A 20888-nucleotide genomic window follows, 5' to 3' on the forward strand; every position below is an offset into this window, starting at 1 on the left:
AAAATGACGCATACTCCCGATATCACGCGGCCGCCCAAGGACCTGATCGACGCGCTAAGGGAGATCGGCGCCGCTACGGTCGCGGGCACACTTGGCCATATGGGCTTTCGCAATCCGCACATGGTCGGCCCGGTGCCGCAGAACCATGGGAAGTCGATCGTCGGGCCGGCACTGACATTGCAGTTCATGCCGCAGAGACCGGACCTCTTCACCGAGGGAGAATATGCCGATCCGGAGACGCAACTTCACAGACATGTGCTCTACCATGCCCAAGAGGGCGACGTGGTCGTCGTCGACGCGCGCGGCGACATGAGCTCCGGTGTCTTCGGCGATATGATGTCGACCTATTTCAAGGGCAGAGGCGGCGCGGGCATCGTCATCGACGGGTGCATGCGCGACCGGCCCAATGTCGAAAAGCTCGACCTGCCTCTTTGGCTGCGCGGCTGGACGCCAAATTATCATGTGCAGACCAGCATCTATCCCAATGCGGTCAACGTTCCGATTGCCTGCGGCGGTGTCACGGTGATCCCCGGCGACATCATTGTCGCCGATGACGACGGGGTGGTGGTGCTGCCCGTCGCAATGGCCTCGAAGGTCATCGAAGAATCCCAGAAACATCACGATTGGGAGGAATTCTCACGAATGAAACTCATGGGGGGCGCGCCGTTGCAACGCTACTACCCACTGCACCCAAGCGCGAACGACGAGTACGAGGCTTGGCGGAAAGCCAACGCCAAACCTTGATAGACAGGATGAGCTGACAGTCGCCAGCGCGCGTCAGCCATTCCCCCTAATTTATCCTGGCGCCGCGCTGTGCGTCGAACAGGTGCGCCTTGCGCATCATCATCTCCAGCCCGATCTCCTGATCAGGTTTGAATGGCGGCCGATCCCGGCTCTCCGCCCGCTCGTTGACCTAAGCTGGGTTTAATCCCTGGCCACTCCAGACCTGTCCCTGCCGAAAGCTGGCGGCTTTTGCATCGGGAGATACCTGACCGCGCTGGTGGCGACACATTACCGTAACGGAAGCGGTCCTATCATTCATTCGGTGATTTTGGGCGGGGGCCGGGATCGTCGGCCGGGACCGTCAAGATTAGGGGACCTGATATGGCCACGCAGCTTTGTCACATAGAGACAGCATTCTCGGGAGCGGGCTCGGCAATGGCTCCAAAGTTCGCGGAATCATGCGCTTGGGCGAATGCACGAGGCGTAACAATCTATCAGCGTTCAAAAACGGTATGGATCGCGGCCGGCGGCTATCGAGGCCGCGATTTGAAAGTAAAGGGACGGTCGCCTGCCACCGCGCTCGCACTATGGATTGAGGCTGTCCAGTACAGAGGTTCTACATGAGGCTGACCAACGAGGCGTCCAAGGCACGCAAGGAGATCAGCATCCATCGTATCGCCGCCCTGATACCAGCTTAGGATATCGCAGGCCGTCGCCGAAAATCGATCCCCGGCCGAGCTTTGTCCATGCGATCAGCCCGGCCGCTTTGGTCGAGCTGGTTCATCATGAGCCCGCGAGCGCCAGCATGACGCTCGCCCCAAGTGCGGAACGCACCTGGCTCAACATCAAGCGGACGCCCGGAGCTGAAAATTTTAGGCGGCCGCGTCTGGCGCCGCGGCTCCGGTCGCGTAAAAATGCTTCTGTCGAAGCTCGAATCAACTCCGCCATCATGTTTTCTCCAGAAGAAACGCCCATATTAAAAACAGGTTGGCGGACCGTTGCCATTCGGGCAGATACCGCTGGAGTTGCGGCGGTGATCCGCACCCGCCAAAACGGTTGGCGCGCCCTGCCGGAACGGTTGGATATCGCGGTCAACACGTAGGGAGAAACACGCGATCGGGTTGCGCTCGGCATGTGTTGATGGTTTGTTGCCGGTCAGCGGAGAACGAGTGATGCGAGAATCCATCGGTCAAGACGAATACGGGTCGACCAGCCCCTTCGATCCGGATGACCTGCCGAATTTGAATGCGATCGGGCCGGCCATGGGTAGCGGTAATGACTTCGAGAGATACGCGGTCGCCGTCATAATCGTGTTCGGCGCCCTGATCATAGGCGGGCTGATGGCCGCGTCGATGACCTTCGGCCACCGCAACGGTTTCCTGTTCGCGCTCGGCGGCGCCACATCGGCCTGGATATCGGGAAACGCGCTTCTGCTCGACCGGCCGCGCATCTACGCACTGTTCGTCGGCATCGCGGCCCTGATGCTGATCGCATCCACCGTCACGCTGATTTCGTGACGGCTTGATCGTCAATTAGAGCGGTCGTTTCACGGAAACTCAGGTCGCCCTGTCTTTTCGTTTTCGGTGCGATTGCGGACGCGGGTTCACGCGCTTGCGGAGTGCGCCAGTCCCATCAGTAGCCGAGCGCCTCGCCGGAAGCGGCGCGGCTGTCGATGGCGCCATTGTAGCGCGCGCCGCCACCCTTCCCGATTTCCGCAAGGCTCTTGCCGCCGACCAGGATGCCCGCCGCCTGGCCCCAGGTCTTGTCGCTGAGATCGAGGTGATAACCCATGCCGGCCAGCAACCTTTCGGTGTCCGGCGACAGGCCGAACGGCTCGATGTAGACCGTGTCGGGCAGCCATTGATGATGGATGCGCGGCGCGTCGATCGCCTCCTGGATGTTCATGCCGTGGTCGATGACGTTGACGATGGCTTCCAGCGTAATGGTGATGATGCGCGAACCGCCGGGGCTGCCGATGACCATGAACGGCTTGCCGTCCTTGGCCACCACGGTCGGGCTCATCGACGACAGCGGCGTCTTCTTCGGCTGGATGGCGTTGGCCTCGCCCTGGACCAGGCCGTAGAGGTTGGGCACGCCGGGCTTCTGGGTGAAATCGTCCATCTCGTTGTTGAGCAGGATACCGGTTCCGTCGGCGACGACGCCGGCGCCAAACGAGCCGTTGAGCGTGTAGGTGACCGCGACCGCGTTGCCGTCCTTGTCGATGATCGAATAATGCGTCGTCTCCTTGCTCTCGCCGAACCCCTTCGGCATCAGGTCCTGAGAGACGCCGGCCCGGAACGGGTCGATCTTGTCGCGAATGTCCTTGGCGTAGGCCTTGTCCAGCAGTTTCGAGACCGGATTGTCGACGAAATCGGGATCTCCGAGCGCCGAGTTGCGATCGACATAGGCGTGGCGCATGGCTTCGATCATGACATGCACGGTCTCTGCCGAACCGGCGCCGAGATAAGACAGCGGGTAGCCTTCCAGCACGTTGAGGATTTCGCAGATGATGACGCCGCCGGAGCTTGGCGGCGGCGAGGAAATGATCTCGTAGCCGCGATAGGAACAGGTCACCGGCTTGAGCTCGCGCACCGCATATTGTTCGAAATCGCCCTTGGCCAGGATACCGCCCTTGGCGCCGCTTGCCTTGACGATGGCATCGGCGATGGCGCCCTTGTAGAAGGCGTCGGGGCCTTTTTCGGAAATCGCCGAGAGCGACGCGGCTAGGTCGGGTTGGACCAGCCGCTCGCCGATGCCATAGGGCTTGCCATCCGGCTTCAGGAATATGGCCGCCGCAGCTGGATCCTTCGCCAGCCTGTCGGCACCTCCGGCAAACGAGGCGGCGTCACCCTGATTGAGGATGAACCCGTCCTTGGCATAGCGAATGGCCGGCGCCATGAGGTCCTGCCGGGACAAGGTGCCGTATTTTTCGCGCGCCATCTCGAAACCGGCGACGGAGCCCGGCACGCCGACGGCGAGGTAGCCGTCGAGGCTGGCGCCTTTCACCGGTTTGCCGTCCTTGTCGAGATACATGGTCTTGGTCGCGGCCAGCGGCGCACGTTCGCGGAAATCGAGGAAGGTCGACTTGCCGTCCTTGAAGCGGACAGTCATGAAGCCGCCGCCGCCGATATTGCCGGCGTTGGGATAGACGACGGCGAGCGCATAACCAACAGCGACCGCCGCATCGACGGCGTTGCCGCCCTTCTTCAGGACTTCAACGCCCACCTCCGACGCCAGATGCTGCGCGGTGACAACCATGCCGTTCTCGCCCTTGACAGGCGCTGGCGAGGCGGCGATGGCGGCCGCCCATGGCGCGAAAGCGATCGTGAAGGAGAGGCTGACGGCGATCAGCGTGCGGCGAGTGATATGCATGGCGAGGCTCCTGGCGGGGGAACGCCTAGGAAACCGTGTTGGGGTGATCGAGTCCACTAACAATTGAGGGAGCACGAGAAAGAGCCCCCACCCGGATTGCCATCCGACCTCTTCCCTAGTGGAGAGGAGGCCGTCAGCGCTCGCGCCAGTCTCTTCTCCCCAGCGGGGAGAAGGTGGCCGCGAAGCGGCCGGATGAGGGGGCGGGCTCGGCCTCAGACAATGCCACCGCTGCCGCCGGCAACGGCCGGGCGTTCCGCCGCGACCTTGGCGCGGTAGCCTGCCGCCCGGTAGGCGGCGACCGGGTCGATGGCGCCGCCGGTGTTCAGCCGCGCCATGGCCAAGATCGGCTCGACATCGGTGCGGTAGGCTGATTTTAGCGTCTGCGTTGCCATCAGCGCGTCATTGCCGTCCTGAAAACCTTCAAGCGCCTTGCGGTCGACCAGCAGCGCCTGCGCGTAGGCGCGCTGCACCTCGACCGCGGACAGCATCAGGCTCTCGATCGGATCGGTGACGTTGTGGCTCTGGTCGAGCATATGCGCCGGATCGAAGCCGTCGGCGCCGCACAGTTCGGCGTCGACCAGTTCGTTGAAGACCAGGAACAGCCGGTAGGGGTCGATCGAACCGGCATCGAGGTCGTCGTCGCCATATTTCGAATCGTTGAAGTGGAAGCCGCCGAGTTTCCTGAACTGGATCAGCCGCGACACGATCATCTCGATGTTGACGTTGGGCGCGTGGTGGCCGAGGTCGACCAGGCAGAACGCCTTGTCGCCGAGTTCCTTGGCAATAATGTAATTGGTGCCCCAATCCTGCACGACGGTGGAATAGAAGGCAGGCTCGTATATCTTGTGTTCGGTGAACAGCTTCCAGTCAGCGGGCAGCCCGACATAGACCTCTTTCATGGCTTCGAGATAGCGCTCGAACGCCTTGGCGAAGTTGACCTGGCCGGGGAAGTTCGAGCCGTCGCCGATCCACACCGTCAGCGCCTTCGACCCAAGCGTCTTGCCGATCTCGATGCATTCAAGATTGTGCTCGACCGCTTGCCGGCGCGTTCCGGCATCGGCATGCGAGAGCGAGCCGAATTTGTAGGACAGCTTTTGGTCCCTGGCGTCGGAGAACGTATTGGAGTTCATGGCGTCGAAGCCGAGGCCGAAACGCGAGGCCGCCTGCTTCAGCCGGTTCGGGTCGGCCTTGTCCCAGGGAATGTGCAGCGACACCGTCGGTGTCGCCTGCGTCAATTGCTTGATGACGGCGCAATCCTCGATCTTGTCGAAGATGTCGCGCGGTTCGCCGGCGCCGGGGAAACGGGCAAAGCGCGTGCCGCCGGTACCGACACCCCAGGAGGGGATCGCCACCGCGAATTTCTCGACCTTGTCTCGGATCGCGTCGATGGCGATGCCGCGACGGTCGAGCCGTTCGCCGAGCGAGGCGTAGTCACGCTCGAGGTCGGCCTTGCGCGCGGCGTTGTTTTTTTCGACGACGTCAGCCGAGATGATGGTTTCGGACACTGCTGTTCCTCCCAGATTTCGTTCGGCTGGCGCTGCCCCTCATCCGCCTGCCGGCACCTTCTCCCCGTGAACGGGGAGAAGGAAGGCCTAGCGCGTAAAGCTTTGCGCGTTGCCGGCGTCGACATTGACGATGTTGCCGGTCGACTTGGCCGACATGTCGGAGGCGAAGAAATAGATCGCTTCGGCGATGTCCTCGGGAAACACCGAGCGCTTCAGCATCGAGCGCGAGCGGTAATGTTCCTCAAGGTCGTCGGTCGACATCTTGTAGGCGGCGGCGCGCTGTTCCTTCCACTCGCCGGACCAGATCTTGGAGCCGCGCAGTACGGCGTCCGGATTGACGACGTTGACCCTGATCTGCGCCTCCGCGCCCTCAAGCGCCAAGCAGCGGGCGAGATGAATCTCGGCGGCCTTGGCGGTGCAATAGGCGGCAGCGTTCGGCGAGGCGGCAAGGCCGTTCTTGGAGGCGACGAAAACGACGTTGCCGCCGATCTTCTGCACCCTGAACAGCCGGAACGCTTCCCGCGAGACCAGGAAATATCCCGTCGACAGGATGTCCATGTTCTTGTTCCACAGCGCCAGCGTCGTGTCCTCGATCGGCGCCGAGGAGGCGAGGCCCGCGTTGGAGACCAGAATATCAATGCCGCCGAACTCGACCGCCGTTTCGGCAAAGCCGGCGACGACCTGATCCTCCGACGTGACGTTGATGACCACGGGGCGGACAAAATCCTTGCCATAGGCCTTGGCCAGTTCGTCGTTGGCGCTGGCAAGTGCTGTCTCGTCGATGTCGGCGAGCACCACGCAGGCGCCTTCGCGCAGCAGCCGGCTCGCCGTCGCGCGGCCGATGCCGCCCGCGCCGCCAGTGACGAGCGCGATCTTGCCGGCAAGAGCCTTGGGCTTCGGCATGCGCTGCAGCTTCAGATCCTCGAGCAGCCAGTATTCGATGTCGAAGGCTTCCTGCGCAGGCAGGCCGACATAGGAGGAGACGGTCGAGGCGCCGCGCATGACGTTGATGGCGTTGACGTAGAACTCCCCCGAAATGCGCGCCGTGGCCTTGTCGCTGGCGAAGGTGAACATGCCGACGCCGGGCATCAGATAGACCACGGCATTGGGATCGCGGATGGCGGGCGAGTCCGCATGCTTGCAGCTGTCATAATAGGCCTGGTAGCCTACGCGGTATTCGGCAATGTCGTCGGCCAGCCGCGCGATGACGGCATCGACATCGGGCTTGGCCGGATCGAACTCGATGACCAGCGGCCGGATCTTGGTGCGCAGGAAATGGTCCGGGCATGAGGTGCCGAGTGCCGCCAGCGGGCGCAGATCCCTGGAATTGACGAATTCGAGCACGGCGGCGGAATCGTCGAAATGGCCGAGCTTATGGCTCTTTTCCGAGATCAGGCCGCGGATCCTCGGCATCAGCTTCGCGGCGATGGCGCGGCGTTCGGCGGGGTCGAGCGACTTGACCGCTTCGCCACCGAAAATGGCGACACCCTCGGAACGCCGCTCGAACCACTCGATCGCCTGGTTGATCACCGAGATCGTCGTTTCGTAGCATTCCTTCGGGCTGTCGCCCCATGTGAACAGGCCGTGGCTTTCCAGGATGACGCCCTTGGCGGCTGGATGGTCGAGGCAGAATTTCTCCAGCCACAGGCCAAGTTCGAAGCCCGGCCGCTTCCACGGCAGCCAGCCTATGGCGTCGCCGAAGATTTCCTTCGTCAGGGCCTTGGAATCTTTGGCGGCAGCGATGGCGATGATGGCGTCGGGATGCATGTGATCGACATAGGGCTTCGGCACGTAGGCATGCAGCGGCGTGTCGATCGAGGCCGCGCGCGGATTGAGATTGAAGGTGCAGTGGGGCAGATAACCCACCATCTCGTCTTCATGCTCGACGCCGCGATAAAGGCCTTTGAGGGCTCGCAATTTGTCCATGTAGAGCGTGGCAAAACCATCAAGCTTGATCGAAGCGCTGTCGCCGCCGGAGCCCTTCACCCACAGCACTTCCACGTCCTGTCCGGTGAGCGGATCCTGTTGCCGGATTTTCGACGATGTGTTGCCGCCGCCGTAATTGGTGACACGCTTGTCGGAGCCGAGCGTGTTCGAACGATAGACCAGAAGCTCGGGATCGCTCATCCCCCTTACCTTCGCATCATCCCAAAGATTGGCGAGGCGCGAGCCGGAGCGCTTGTCGAGCATGGGTAATCCTCCCTTGAAGCGCGGACGGTGCGCTCCTCTTTTCGTCGGGAATGTCTACGCAAGGCGTGGCTTTGTCAATCACAAACGATCAACATCAATCATATTGCACTGCACAATGAAATTATATGATCGGAAATGATTGACACTGCGCGATTTCTAATGCCAGATGGCCATGCAGGGAGGAACCATGCACGAAAAAGAGCGCCACAGGATCATTCTGTCCGCCGTCCAGGAAAAGCCTGTGGTGACGGTGCAGGAAATGGTCGACCTGACGGAGTCTTCCGAGGCGACGATCCGGCGCGATATCGCGGCCCTGCACGTGCAAAAGCGACTGCGCCGGGTGCGCGGCGGCGCCGAGGCGATCACGCCGCCACAGTTCATCGGCCTTGCCGGCAGGCCTTTTTCCGTCAACGAGACGCTCAATGCCGCGCAGAAGCGGGCGATAGCGCGGGAAGCGGTGGAACTCTGCAAGGACGGCGAGCCGATCATCATCAACGGCGGCACCACCACCTTCCAGATGGTGCATTTCCTGACCGGCCGCCGCATGCCGATCTTCACCAATTCCTTCCCGATCGCCGAAAGCCTGCTCAAGCACTCCAAGAACACGGTGATGCTGTCCGGCGGCACCATCTACCGCGAGCAGAACATCATCCTGTCGCCCTTCGACAATGACGTGACGCGCAATTTCTACGCGCGCCGCATGTTCATGGGCGCCCAGGGGCTCGGGCCGCTCGGCCTGATGGAAGGCGATCCGCTCTTGATCCAGGCGGAACAGAAGCTGATCGATCAGGCCGACGAGTTGGTGGTGCTGGTCGATTCCTCGAAATTCCGCAAACGCTCCAGCCTGATCCTGTGCGGCCTGTCGCGCATCACCACCGTCATCACCGACGACGGCATCGAGGACCGCGAGGCAAAGATGCTCGAAACAGCGGGGGTAACGCTGATCGTCGCCCGCAAGTCGGCAAAGGAAGAATCTTCGCTGCAAGCCTGAGAGACACCCTCACGCCCGCAGCGGCGATGGAATGCAACGCTCAAGGGAGGAATATTCGATGAGCTTTCTGAAGAAACTGATGGTTACGGCGGCCTTTTCCGCCGCCATGGTCGTGAATGCCGCCTATGCCGAGAACGTCAAGATCGCGCTGGTGGTGAAGTCGCTCGGCAACGGCTTCTTCGACGCCGCCAACAAGGGCGCCGAAGAGGCGGCCAAGGAACTGGGCGATGTCGACATCATCTACACCGGCCCGACCAAGGCGACCGCCGAAGCGCAAATCGAGGTGGTCAATTCACTGATCGCGCAAAAGGTCAACGCCATCGCCATCTCGGCCAATGACGCCGACGCGCTGGTGCCGGTGCTGAAGAAGGCCATGGAGCGCGGCATCACCGTCATCTCCTGGGATTCGGGCGTCGCCAAGGAAGGCCGCCAGCTTCACCTCAACCCGTCCGATACCGGCCTGATCGGCGAGACCATCATCAAGCTCGCCGCCGACTATTTGCCTGAGGGCGGCGACGTCGCCATCCTGTCGGCCTCCTCGACCGCGACCAACCAGAACGCCTGGATCGACGCGGCCAAGAAGGTGCTGCCGGAGAAATTTCCGAAGATCAAGCTCGTCGCCACCGTCTATGGCGATGACGATTCGGCCAAGAGCACCGACGAAGCCAAGGGCCTCTTGAAGTCCTATCCGAACCTGAAGGCGATCATCGCGCCGACCACTGTCGGCGTCGTCGCCGCTGCCCAGGTCGTCACCGATGAGAAGCTGATCGGCAAGGTCAACGTCACTGGCCTCGCGCTGCCGTCGGAGTTCAAGAAGTTCATCGACAACGGCGCTTCACAGGCCGTGGCTCTTTGGAACCCGATCGACCTCGGTTACTCCGCCGTCTACCTCGCCCATGATCTGGCGGTGAAGAAGGAAGAGGCCAAGCCCGGTGCGACGCTGTCGATCGGCCGCGTCGGCAAGGTCACGCTCGACGACACCAATTCGGCTGCGATGGCTCCGCCCTTCCAGTTCGACAAGACCAACATCGAGAAGTTCTCCAAGATCTACTGATCCGGAGCTTCAAGCTGACGCGGCGGGGTTCACGCCCCGCCGCAACTTCAAACGCACCTTGTTTCAGGGCTTGATACGACCATGGACACGACAGCCCAACACGGCACGGTGAAGGACGGGCCCCTGGCCTCCACGCCGCGCCTGACGCTGTCCGGCATCTCGAAGAGCTTTCCCGGCGTGCGCGCGCTGCACAATGTCAGCCTCTCGCTCTATCCGGGCCAGGTGACGGCGCTGATCGGCGAGAACGGCGCCGGCAAGTCGACGCTGGTCAAGATCATGACCGGCATCTACCAGCCCGATGCGGGCACGATCAGCATAGACGGGCAGGACGTCACCCTGCCCAGCGCGCACGCCGCCTTCGGCCACGGCGTTACCGCCATCCATCAGGAAACCGTGCTGTTCGACGATCTGACTGTCGCCGAAAACATCTTTCTCGGCCATGCGCCGCGCACCCGCTTTGGCACCATCGACTGGCGCACCATGCGCAGAAATGCGCGCGAAGTGCTCGACACCATGCATGCCCGCCATATCGACGCCGATGCAAGGCTGAAGGACCTCGGCATTGCCAACAAGCATCTCGTTGCCGTGGCGCGGGCCATGTCGATCGACGCGCGGATCGTCATCATGGACGAACCGACGGCCGCCCTTTCGATGAGGGAGATCGAAGAGCTCTTTTTGCTGATCGAGTTCCTCAAGAGCGAAGGCAAGGCGATCCTGTTCATCAGCCACAAGTTCGACGAGATCTACCGCATCGCCGACCGCTACACCGTGTTCCGCGACGGCGAGATGGTCGGCGAAGGGCTGATCAAGGATGCCGCCCAGAGCCAGATCGTGCGCATGATGGTGGGCCGTGCGGTCGATCACATCTTTCCACAGCGCAAGGCCGAGATCGGCGCGCAGGTGCTGTCGGTCTCCGGCCTGTCGCACCCCACCGAATTCAACGACATCGGTTTCGAGCTGCACAAGGGCGAGATTCTCGGCTTCTACGGTCTTGTGGGCGCCGGCCGCAGCGAGGTGATGCAGGCGATTTCAGGCATCACTCGCACCTCCGGCGGCACGATCACGCTGGACGGCAAGTCGATCGTGCCGAAATCGGCGGCGGATTCGATCGAGGCCGGCATCGTCTACGTGCCGGAGGAACGCGGCAAGCAAGGCGTGGTGATCGGCCTGCCCATCTTCCAGAATGTTTCTCTCCCGTCGCTGGCACGCACCTCCAAATCCGGCGTGCTGCGGCTGGCGGAGGAATTTTCGCTCGCCCGCTCCTACACCGAGCGGCTCGACCTCAGGGCCTCCTCGCTCAGCCAGGATGTCGGCACGCTGTCGGGCGGCAACCAGCAGAAGATCGTCATTGCCAAATGGCTGGCGACCACGCCCAAGGTCATCATCCTGGACGAGCCGACCAAGGGCATCGACATCGGCTCCAAGGCCGCCGTGCACGGCTTCATGGCCGAGCTGGTGGCGCAAGGCCTGTCGGTTATCATGGTGTCGTCGGAGCTGCCCGAAATCCTCGGCATGTCCGACCGCGTCGTCGTCATGCGCGAGGGCCTTGTCGCGGCCGTCTACGACAACAACGGACTGGACGCCGAGACGCTGGTCCGGACGGCGGCGGGGATCGCGGCATGAAAACTTTGCTGAAATATCGCGAAATCTGGTTGCTGGCGGCCATCGTCGTGCTGATCGGGCTGATCTCGACGCGTTTTCCCGCCTTCGCCGACCCCGGCAATTTGCGCCAGGTGTTCAACGACACCTCGATCCTGATGATCCTGGCGCTCGGGCAGATGGTGGTCATCCTGACCCGTTCGATCGACCTGTCGATGGCGTCGAACCTCTGCTTTACCGGCATGGTGGTGGCGATGCTGAACGCCGCTCACCCGGCGATCCCGATCCCGCTGCTGATCGTCATTGCCCTGGTCGTCGGTCTGGTGCTCGGCGCCATCAACGGCCTTCTGGTGTGGCGGCTGAACATCCCCTCGATCGTGGTGACATTGGGCACGCTGACCATCTATCGCGGCGCCACCTTCGTCATCTCCGGCGGCGCCTGGGTCAATGCCGACAAGATGAGCCCCGAGTTCATCGGCTTCCAACGCGCGGCCTTACTCGGCATTCCGGTGCTGTCCTGGATCGCCATTCTGGTCATCGCGCTGTTCTTCATCCTGATGACGCGCACCGCGCTCGGCCGCTCGATCTATGCCATCGGCGTCAATCCGACGGCGTCGGTCTATGCCGGCATCGATGTCGGGCGGACGAAATTCATCGTCTTCTGCATCTCCGGCATGATCGGCGGGCTCGCCGGCTATCTCTGGATCTCACGCTACGTGATCGCCTCGGTCGAGGTCGCCAATGGCTACGAGCTCAACATCATCGCCGCCTGCGTCATCGGCGGCATCTCGATTGCCGGCGGCATCGGTTCGGTCGGGGGCGCGGTGTTGGGGGCGCTGTTCCTGGGCATCATCTCCAACGCGCTACCGGTCATCAACATCTCGCCCTTCTGGCAGATGGCGATTTCGGGCAGCGCCATCATCCTCGCCGTCGTGCTCAACGCGCGCGGCGAACGCCAGCAGGGCCGCATCATCCTGAGAAAAATGGAGGCGGCATGAGCGACGTCCCTGCCCCGCGCCACATTCCGGACCGGCTCGACAAGCCGTTTCGTTCGGCGATCTTTTCCTGGGAAGCGCTGCTGGTCGTGGTGACCCTCGCCATCTTCGCCATCAACAGCTTCGCCTCGCCCTATTTCCTCGACCCCTATTCGCTGTCGGACCTGACCTTCAACTTCACCGAGAAGGGCCTGATCGCCTTCGCCATGGCGCTGCTGATCATTTCGGGCGAGATCGACCTGTCGGTCGCCGCCATCATCGCGCTGGCCTCGACCATGATGGGCATGGCGGTGCAGGCCGGCGCCGGAACGCCGGTGCTGGTGGCGATCGGCATCGTCGTCGGGCTCGGCTGCGGCGCCTTCAACGGCCTGCTGGTCACGAGGCTTGGCCTGCCCTCGATCGTCGTCACCATCGGCACGATGAGCCTGTTTCGAGGCATCGCCTTCATCATCCTCGGCGACCAGGCCTACAAGGGTTATCCCGAGAGCTTCGCCTTCTTCGGCCAGGGTTACGTCCGGTGGGTGGTGTCGTTCGAATTGGTGCTCTTTCTCATCGCCGCCGTCGTCTACTGGTTCGTGCTGCACCGCACGAGTTTCGGCCGCCGCGTCTTCGCCATCGGCAACAATCCGGTCGCGGCACAGTTTTCCGGCGTGCGTGTCGGCCGCATCAAGTTCATCCTGTTCTGCCTGACCGGGCTGATGTCCGGCATCGCCTCTGTGCTGATCACCTCCCGGCTCGGTTCGACCCGTCCCTCGATCGCGCAGGGCTATGAGCTGGAAGTCATCACCATGGTGGTGCTTGGCGGCGTCAGCATCCTTGGCGGCGCAGGCAGCATTGTCGGCGTCGTGCTCGCCGCCTTCATCATGGGGCTGGTGACCTTCGGGCTCGGCCTGCTCAACGTGCCCGGCATCGTCATGTCGATCTTCATCGGCCTGCTCCTGATCATCGTCATCGCGCTGCCGATCGTCTGGCGGCGGCTGCGCGGGGGACGCTGATGGCCGAAAAATACGCGTTCAAGATGATGCTCAAGCCCGGCATGAAGGCGGAATACAAGAAGCGTCACGACGAGATATGGCCATCGCTGGTCGCGCTGTTGAAGCAGGCCGGGGTTTCCGACTATTCCATCCATCTCGACGAGGAGACCAACATCCTGTTCGGCGTGCTGTGGCGGCGGGACGACCATGGCATGGCCGACCTGCCGAAGCATCCGGTGATGCAGCGCTGGTGGGCAGACATGGCCGACCTCATGGAGACCAGGCCTGACAATGAGCCGGTGGCCGTGCCCCTGGAAACCATGTTCCACATGGCATGAGTGCCCCGCGCCACATCGCCGTCATCGACATCGGCAAGACCAACGCCAAGGTGGCGCTGGTCGACCTCGCCACGCTGCGCGAGGTCTCGCTGCGCCGAGTGGCGAACGCGCCGGTGCGGCAAGCCCGCTACCCGCATCACGACGTCGAGGCGCTGTGGGCCTTCATCCTCGACAGTCTTGCCGATCTCAACCGCGAACAGACCATCGACGCCGTTTCGATCACTACCCATGGCGCGACGGGCGCTCTGGTTGAGGCCTCCGGCGAACTGGTGTTGCCCGTGCTCGACTACGAATTCGACGGCCCCGAGGAACTCGCGGCCGAGTATGACGCGATCCGTCCGCCCTTCGCTGAAACCGGCACGCCGCGGCTGCCGCTCGGCCTCAATCTCGGCGCGCAATTCTTCTGGCAGCAGAAGCGCTTTCCGACGGAATTCGCCAGGGCAACGGCGATGTTGATGTATCCCCAATATTGGGCGCTGCGGCTGACCGGCATCGCCGCCAACGAGGTGACCTCGCTCGGCTGCCACACCGATCTGTGGAACCCGTGGAAAGCGGATTTTTCGGCAATGATCGACCGCCTCGGTTGGCGCGCGTTGATGGCGCCGGTGCGGCCGGCAAGGGACCGGCTCGGCCCGCTCCTGCCGGCGCTTGCCGAGCGAACGGGGCTCGATCCGCGGACGCCTGTGTTCTGCGGCCTGCACGATTCCAACGCCTCGCTGTTGCCGCATCTTCTCGCCGACGCGCCGCCTTTCAGCGTCGTCTCGACCGGCACCTGGGTGGTGTCGATGTCGGTCAGCGGCAGATCGGTGGCGCTCGATCCGGCGCGTGATACGCTGGTCAACGTCAACGCGCTGGGCGATCCCGTGCCATCGGCGCGCTTCATGGGCGGCCGCGAATTTTCCGTGCTGACGGATGATCAGCCGGAGAACTGGACCGAAGACGATGTCGGGGCCGTGCTGGCAAAAAGGACGCTGCTGCTGCCATCGACACAACAGGGGTCGGGACCGTTCCCGCATCATGCGGCGGCGTGGCTCAACGCTGACGGCATGAATAGCGGCCAGCGCTTTGCCGCCATCTCTTTCTATCTGGCGCTGATGTCGGCGACCTGCCTCGATCTGATCGGCGCCGACGGCCCGACCATTGTCGAAGGCCCTTTCGCCCGCAACCGGCTCTTTGTCGGCATGCTGGCGGCGGCGACCGCCAGAAGCGTCGTCGCCTCCGAAGCCGCGACCGGCACCAGCATCGGCGCCGCGTTGCTGGCATCGGACAAGGCTGAGGCGCATGGCAAGGGCTTGAGACAAGAACCGCCGGTCGACCCCGCCTTGACGGATTATGCAAGCACCTGGCGTGCGGCGGTCGAAGGGCGGGGCTAACTACGGATCCGCTTGCCTAATCTTCATAGACCAGCCCCTGTGGATCGATTTCGGGCTTTCGGCCGGCGACGAGGTCGGCGAGGAATTTGCCCGAGCCGCAGGCCATGGTCCATCCGACATGGCCGTGGCCGGTGTCGAGATAGAGATTTTTGTAGCGGGCCCGGCCGATGACCGGCACGGAATTGGGCATCATCGGCCGCAGGCCCGCCCAGAACATGGCCTTCTTCTCGTCGAAGGCGCCAGGGAAAAGATCCTTGCCGGTGCTGATGATGGTGTTGAAGTCAGCGGGCTTGAAGCTTCGGTCAAAGCCGGTGAACTCGGCCGTCGAGGACATCCGCAAGCGGTTGCCCAGCCTGGAATAGCCGATCAGCCGGTCCTCGTCGGCGCCACCCATAGTCGGCCCCTTGCTTTCGTCCTCCAGGGGGATCGTCGCGGTATAGCCTTTCACCGGATAAACCGGCAGGTCGATGCCGTAGCGGCGGCCGAGTAGGCCGCTTTCCGGGCCCATTGCGATGACAACCGCATCGCCGGCCACCGGGCCTGACGAGGTGATGACGGCCCGCACCCTGTCGCCTTCGATATCGAAACCTTCGACCGTGGTGCCGAACCGGAACTCGGCGCCAAGCCTCTCGGTCGCATAGGCGGCGAGCCTGTCGACAAACAGTTTGGAATCGCCAGTCTGGTCAGTGGGCGAATAAACCCCGCCGGCTATCTTGTCCTTCACCCCGGCAAGCCCCGGCTCCAGTTCGACCAGCCGGTCGCGCCCGACGATCTCGATCGGCAAGCCATGCTCGGCAAGATAGCGATAATTGTCGGTCCCGGTGTCGAGACTCTTCTGCGAGCGGAAGAAGTAGAGGATGCCCTTCTTGCGCTCGTCATAGTGGATGCCGGTCGCCTCCGACAGCGCATTGATGCAGTCGCGCGAATAGAGCGCGAGCCGCAGCTTGATGTCGGTGTTGGCGCGCAGGCGCGCCACCGTGCACTGGCGCAGGAAGCGCAGGCTCCAGGCGAGAAAATAGGGATCGAAGCGCAGTCGCACCTTGATGCCGAGATCGTGGTTGTAGAGCCCGCGCAGGAAGGTCTTCAGCGCCGCCGGGGAAGCCCAGGCGGTGGCATCGCCCGGCGACACCAGCCCGGCATTCGACTGGCTGGTGCCCCGCGCCGGCGCCGGATGACGCTCGATGACGGTGACCTCATGGCCGTCGCTCGCCAGATAGTAGGCGGCCGCCGTGCCGACGACGCCGGCCCCGAGCACCGTTATCTTCATGTCGTCCCCCCAAAAAAGGTCGAACCGGGCAGCGCGCTTCCGCACCCTCCGCGAACGCTTCCATAGCGCTTCGCGGAGCGGCTTGCGAGCCCTTGGGAAAACCCGCTCAACCGCGTGCGGAATTCTTCCCCGTCAGGATACGCTCCCAGGCGAGCGCATCTGCAACGATCTGGTCGAGATCGTCGCGTTGCGGCGTCCAGCCGAGTTCCGTCCGGGCGAGATCGGAATTGGCAACCACCGCGGCGGCGTCACCGGGGCGGCGCTCGCCCGTCCTGACCTCGAAATCATGGCCGAAGGCGCGGCGCACGCTCTCGATCACCTCCAGCACCGAGTAGCCGTGGCTGTAGCCGCAATTGGCGACGAGGCTCGCGCCCCCGGCGCGCAGCCGCTCAAGGGCCAGGCGATGCGCCGCGGCCAGGTCGCTGACATGGATATAATCGCGCATGCAGGTGCCGTCGGGCGTCGGATAATCGGTGCCGTACACCTGCATGAACGGCCGCTTGCCGAGCGCCGTCTCGCAAGCGACCTTGATCAGATGCGTGGCGCCCGGCGTCGACTGGCCGGTGCGCCCCCTGGGATCGGCGCCCGCGACGTTGAAATAGCGCAGCGCCGTGTAGCGCAGGCCATGCGCGATCGCCGCATCGCGCAGCATCCATTCGCTCATCAGCTTGGAGAGGCCGTAGGGCGATTCCGGCGCCAGGCGGGCATCCTCGCGCACCGGTTCCAGCCCAGCGCCGCCATAGACGGCGGCTGTCGAGGAGAAGATGAAGTTCGGCACGCCCTCGCGCACCGCCGTTTCGATCAGCGTGCGCGTCTTGCAGGTGTTGTTCTCGTAGTAGCCGAGCGGATCGGCGACGGATTCGGGAACGACGATCGAGCCGGCAAAATGGATGATCGCATCGACATTGTTGTCGCGGATGATGGAGCCGACCAATTCCTTGTCGGCGACATCGCCGACGACCAGCTTTGCCTCCGGTGCCACCGCCCATTCGAAACCGGTCGAAAGCCGGTCGAGAACGACCACGCTTTCGCCCGCATCCAGCAATTCCCAGACCATATGGCTGCCGATATAACCGGCGCCGCCCGTCACCAAAACCGTCATTCCGCGTCCTCGCATTCAAGATCTATCGGAAACTGTCTCAATACCGCTCTACTGGAAAGCCCGCCCCATGACCAATAAAACCCTGCGTAACCGACTTGGCCGGCATATGGCATCATGCCGAAACAAAAGCGCCCTACAGGCCGTTATCGCCAGGAAATAGGCCATGATCCGCCCCTCGTTAGGAACAGGTGCGGGGCGTGGCATTTTGACCAAAACGGGCCGGTGGACGGCCAATCGGGCAATGATTATGATCCAGCGCAAAACTGGGAAGCCGACATGAATTATCAGCGGTTCTTCGAGGACGCGATCGACCAGCTCCATGCGGAACGACGCTACCGCGTCTTTGCCGACCTCGAGCGCATAGCGGGCAAATTTCCGCGTGCCATCTGGCGCGCCAACGGCCGCGCAGAGGAAATCACCGTCTGGTGCTCCAACGACTATCTCGGCATGGGCCAGCACCCGGATGTCATCGCAGCGTTTCAGAACGCGGCGGGCCGGATGGGTTCGGGCGCCGGCGGCACCCGCAACATCTCCGGCACCAGCAATCCGCTGGTCGAACTCGAGCATGAGCTCGCCGACCTGCACGACAAGGAAGCCGCGCTGGTCTTCACCTCCGGTTTTGTCTCCAACGAGGCCTCGATCTCGACCATCGCGCGGCTTTTGCCCAACTGCCTGATCATCTCGGACGAGTTGAACCATGCCTCGATGATCGAAGGCGTGCGGCGCTCGGGCGCGGAAAAGAAGATTTTTCGCCACAACGATGTCGCGCACCTGGAAAGCCTGCTGCAGGCGGCGGGCCGCGAACGCGCCAAGCTGATCGTGTTCGAGAGCGTCTATTCGATGGATGGCGATATCGCGCCGATCAGAGAGATCGTCGACCTCGCCGAGCGCTATAACGCCATGACCTATATCGACGAGGTCCACGCCGTGGGCATGTACGGTCCGCGCGGCGGCGGCATCACCGAGCGGGAAGGCCTCGCCGACCGCATCGACATCATCGAGGGCACGCTCGCCAAGGCTTTCGGCACGCTGGGCGGCTACATCACCGGCACGAGCGCTGTCATCGACGCCGTGCGCTCCTATGCGCCGGGCTTCATCTTCACCACCGCGCTGCCGCCGGCCATCGCCGCCGCTGCCACCACCTCGATCCGTCATCTCAAGCGCTCGCAGGCCGAGCGTGACGCCCAGCAGCAGCAGGCGACGCGGACCAAGCAGATCCTCTCCGCCGCCGGCCTCCCGGTGATGGACTCGGCGACCCACATCGTGCCAGTGCTGGTTGGCGACCCCGAGCTTTGCAAGATGGCAAGCGACCGGCTGCTCGGCGTGCACGGCATCTACATCCAGCCGATCAACTATCCGACCGTGCCGCGCGGCACGGAGCGGCTGCGCATCACGCCGACGCCGTTCCATTCGGATGCGCTGATCGCCGAGCTGCAGGACGCCCTGGTCGAGACCTGGGACGCGCTCGGCATTTCCTATGGTTCAGCAGGACGACCTTCCGTGGCCAAGACCGACCGGATCATTCCCCTGCTGGTGCCCAAGTCAGGCGGCTGAAACCCGTTTGAAACTCCACTCCGGCGGCCGTCTGGGGCGCCGGAGCGACTTTCAATTCGGGCGTCATCAACCTCTCAAACAGTCGTCATCCACTTCGCCAGCCTGTGCGCCGCCTCCTCGAGCTGGTCGAGGCGGCGGTGGAAGCACAGCCTGAGGAAGGCTTCGCCGCCTGGGCCAAAGGCCGTGCCCGGCGCCAGGCCGACATTGGCCTTGTCGACGATCTCGAAGGCGGCGCTGCGCGAATCGGTGATGCCGTCCACCCTGAAGAACAGGTAGAAAGCACCTTGCGGCACGGTGAACCGGGCGCGGTCGGTGGCGCCGAGAATGCCGCAGACCAGATCGCGCGCCTTTCTTGCCCTCTCCACCTGTTCGGCGACGAAGACATCGCCTTCATCGAGCGCCGCGACCGCGCCGCGCTGCATGAACTGGGCGACACCTGAATTCGAATACTGGATCAGGTTCTCGAACACCTGCTGCAAACTCGGATGGGTCTTGATCCATCCGACGCGCCAGCCGGTCATCGCCCAGTTCTTGGAGAAGCTGTTCACGAACAGGATGCGGTCCTCTGCGGTCGCGATGTCGAGGAAGGACGGCGCGCGGCCTTGGCCATAGTGGAACAGCGAATAGATCTCGTCCGCGATGATCCAAAGGCCATTTGCCCGGGCGAGATCGAGAATGGCGCGCAAAGTCTCGTGGTCGGCGGTCCAGCCGGTCGGATTGGACGGCGTGTTGATGAACAACGCCCTGGTCTTGGGCGTGATGGCGGCCGCGATCTTCTCGACATCGCACGACCAGCCATTGCCGGATTGATCGAGCGTGACCGGCACCGGCACGGCACCGGCGATGGCGGCGGCGGCGTCGAAATTCGGCCAGGCGGGCGACAGATAGATCACCTCGTCGCCGGCACCGGCGAGCGCGTCGAGCGCAAGCTGGATCGCATGCATGCCCGAGCCGGTGACGATGAATTCGTCCTCGGCGAAGTGTTTGCCGAAATGCCTGTGGTAATAGCGGGCAAGCGCCTGCCTCAGATCGGGGATGCCCCTCTGCCAGGTGTAGAACGTCTCGCCACCGGCCAGCGCTTTCGACGCGGCATCGGTGATGAAGGACGGCGTCGGCAGATCGCCCTCGCCGGCCCAGAGCGGGATCAAGCCGTCGCGCAGCCTGCCATAGTTGACGACGGCGACGATACCGCTTTCGGGCGCAGCCAAGGCCTCGGGGCGCAGGTTCTGGATCAGGGTCATGGGCAGGTCCGTTCGAACAGGGATAGCATGCCGGCTGTTCTACTACGGGCGAAAGCAAAAAACCCCGGCCGTGAACGACCGGGGTTTTGGTCCAGAAGAACCTGATGTCTCTATCTCCTGGCAAGCAGATCGCGGATTTCGGTCAGAAGCTGCACATCGGCAGGCGGCGGCGCGGCGGCAGGCGCGGGCTTTTCGGCCTCCAGGCGCCTGCGCAGGTTGTTCACCGCCTTGACCATCAAGAAGATGATGAATGCGAGGATGAGAAAGTTCAGCACGACCGTGATGAAGCTGCCATAGGCGAAGACGGCGCCCTCTTTCTTTGCCTCCGCCAGCGTGCCCGAGTGGACGTTCGAGGACAGTCCGAAGAAGTAGTTGTTGAAGTCCAACCCGCCGAAAATCGCGCCCACGATCGGCATGATGATGTCGTTGACAAGGGAATCGACGATCCTGCCGAAAGCAGCGCCGATGATGACGCCGACGGCCAGGTCCATCACATTGCCCTTGGAAATGAATTCCTGGAATTCTTTCAGCATTTCGACCCTCCTTGCCATGATCGGCCGCGTTCTCCAGCGCCGGCCAAGCCCACAATAGCAAAAACCTCCGGTTGCAA

General features: G+C 63.1%; 18 protein-coding genes. 11 read left to right on the top strand and 7 right to left on the bottom strand.

Annotation, left to right across the window (positions count from 1 at the left end):
- Window positions 1-3: 3 nt before the first annotated feature.
- The 3 genes from FJ979_RS07045 to FJ979_RS07055 all read left to right on the top strand — a co-directional run bounded on the left by FJ979_RS07045 (window position 4) and on the right by FJ979_RS07055 (window position 2240).
- Complete coding sequence (locus tag FJ979_RS07045; protein WP_140524019.1) at window positions 4-744, top strand: ribonuclease activity regulator RraA; 741 nt, start codon at window positions 4-6, stop codon at window positions 742-744.
- Window positions 745-1528: 784 nt separating this feature from the next.
- Window positions 1529-1825 (top strand): hypothetical protein, encoded by a 297-nt coding sequence (locus FJ979_RS07050; protein ID WP_140580364.1) that lies wholly within the window; start codon window positions 1529-1531, stop codon window positions 1823-1825.
- A gap of 70 nt (window positions 1826-1895) precedes the next feature.
- The gene (locus tag FJ979_RS07055) at window positions 1896-2240 is read left to right on the top strand and encodes a hypothetical protein (RefSeq protein ID WP_140496551.1); all 345 of its coding nucleotides are present in this window, start codon (window positions 1896-1898) and stop codon (window positions 2238-2240) included.
- A 115-nt stretch (window positions 2241-2355) separates the two neighbouring features.
- On the opposite strand, the gene ggt is transcribed toward FJ979_RS07055, so the two are convergent.
- From ggt to FJ979_RS07070, 3 genes are all read right to left on the bottom strand, one after another.
- A complete protein-coding gene (ggt, locus tag FJ979_RS07060) occupies window positions 2356-4095 on the bottom strand; it encodes a gamma-glutamyltransferase (protein WP_140580365.1) in 1740 nt (579 codons plus the stop codon).
- A 212-nt stretch (window positions 4096-4307) separates the two neighbouring features.
- Entirely contained in the window at window positions 4308-5600 is a 1293-nt protein-coding gene (gene rhaI / locus FJ979_RS07065; RefSeq protein WP_140580367.1) for an L-rhamnose catabolism isomerase, read from the bottom strand.
- Between the two features lie 87 nt (window positions 5601-5687).
- Window positions 5688-7790, bottom strand: a complete 2103-nt coding sequence (locus FJ979_RS07070; protein WP_140580369.1) for a bifunctional rhamnulose-1-phosphate aldolase/short-chain dehydrogenase — start codon at window positions 7788-7790, stop codon at window positions 5688-5690.
- 187 nt (window positions 7791-7977) lie between these two features.
- On the opposite strand from FJ979_RS07070, the gene FJ979_RS07075 reads away from it, so the two are divergent.
- The 7 genes from FJ979_RS07075 (at window position 7978) to FJ979_RS07105 (ending at window position 15114) form a co-directional block, all read left to right on the top strand.
- Window positions 7978-8781, top strand: a complete 804-nt coding sequence (locus FJ979_RS07075) for a DeoR/GlpR family DNA-binding transcription regulator (protein ID WP_140580371.1) — start codon at window positions 7978-7980, stop codon at window positions 8779-8781.
- A gap of 58 nt (window positions 8782-8839) precedes the next feature.
- Window positions 8840-9835 carry a rhamnose ABC transporter substrate-binding protein gene (gene rhaS, locus FJ979_RS07080; protein WP_140496561.1) on the top strand — a complete coding sequence of 332 codons (996 nt, stop codon included), beginning with the start codon at window positions 8840-8842 and terminating at the stop codon, window positions 9833-9835.
- Between the two features lie 81 nt (window positions 9836-9916).
- The gene (locus FJ979_RS07085; RefSeq protein WP_140580372.1) at window positions 9917-11458 is read left to right on the top strand and encodes a sugar ABC transporter ATP-binding protein; all 1542 of its coding nucleotides are present in this window, start codon (window positions 9917-9919) and stop codon (window positions 11456-11458) included.
- Complete coding sequence (locus FJ979_RS07090; RefSeq protein ID WP_140564780.1) at window positions 11455-12432, top strand: ABC transporter permease; 978 nt, start codon at window positions 11455-11457, stop codon at window positions 12430-12432. The genes FJ979_RS07085 and FJ979_RS07090 overlap by 4 nt, the downstream gene beginning before the upstream one ends.
- Window positions 12429-13424, top strand: coding sequence for an ABC transporter permease (locus tag FJ979_RS07095; RefSeq protein ID WP_140580374.1), 996 nt, complete (start codon window positions 12429-12431; stop codon window positions 13422-13424). Before FJ979_RS07090 ends, FJ979_RS07095 begins: the two co-directional genes overlap by 4 nt.
- Window positions 13424-13741, top strand: a complete 318-nt coding sequence (rhaM, locus tag FJ979_RS07100) for an L-rhamnose mutarotase (protein ID WP_140496569.1) — start codon at window positions 13424-13426, stop codon at window positions 13739-13741. Before FJ979_RS07095 ends, rhaM begins: the two co-directional genes overlap by 1 nt.
- On the top strand, window positions 13738-15114 hold the full coding sequence (locus tag FJ979_RS07105; RefSeq protein WP_140557652.1) for an FGGY-family carbohydrate kinase: 1377 nt from the start codon (window positions 13738-13740) through the stop codon (window positions 15112-15114). The genes rhaM and FJ979_RS07105 overlap by 4 nt, the downstream gene beginning before the upstream one ends.
- A 16-nt stretch (window positions 15115-15130) precedes the next feature.
- Here FJ979_RS07105 and FJ979_RS07110 read toward each other — a convergent pair whose 3' ends face one another.
- Together FJ979_RS07110 and galE are read right to left on the bottom strand one after the other, a co-directional pair.
- Entirely contained in the window at window positions 15131-16381 is a 1251-nt protein-coding gene (locus FJ979_RS07110) for a D-amino acid dehydrogenase (RefSeq protein WP_140496573.1), read from the bottom strand.
- A gap of 106 nt (window positions 16382-16487) precedes the next feature.
- Window positions 16488-17483 (bottom strand): UDP-glucose 4-epimerase GalE, encoded by a 996-nt coding sequence (gene galE / locus FJ979_RS07115; RefSeq protein WP_140496575.1) that lies wholly within the window; start codon window positions 17481-17483, stop codon window positions 16488-16490.
- A gap of 276 nt (window positions 17484-17759) precedes the next feature.
- Here galE and hemA point away from each other — a divergent pair, with 276 nt between their 5' ends.
- On the top strand, window positions 17760-19037 hold the full coding sequence (gene hemA / locus FJ979_RS07120) for a 5-aminolevulinate synthase (RefSeq protein ID WP_140523996.1): 1278 nt from the start codon (window positions 17760-17762) through the stop codon (window positions 19035-19037).
- Window positions 19038-19111: 74 nt separating this feature from the next.
- On the opposite strand, the gene FJ979_RS07125 is transcribed toward hemA, so the two are convergent.
- On the bottom strand, window positions 19112-20278 hold the full coding sequence (locus FJ979_RS07125; RefSeq protein ID WP_140580376.1) for a pyridoxal phosphate-dependent aminotransferase: 1167 nt from the start codon (window positions 20276-20278) through the stop codon (window positions 19112-19114).
- Between the two features lie 110 nt (window positions 20279-20388).
- Window positions 20389-20811 carry a large conductance mechanosensitive channel protein MscL gene (gene mscL, locus FJ979_RS07130; RefSeq protein WP_140496583.1) on the bottom strand — a complete coding sequence of 141 codons (423 nt, stop codon included), beginning with the start codon at window positions 20809-20811 and terminating at the stop codon, window positions 20389-20391.
- Window positions 20812-20888: the final 77 nt, after the last annotated feature.

The sequence above is a fragment of the Mesorhizobium sp. B1-1-6 genome, from assembly GCF_006443035.1.
In the GTDB taxonomy this organism is placed as follows: Bacteria; Pseudomonadota; Alphaproteobacteria; order Rhizobiales; family Rhizobiaceae; genus Mesorhizobium.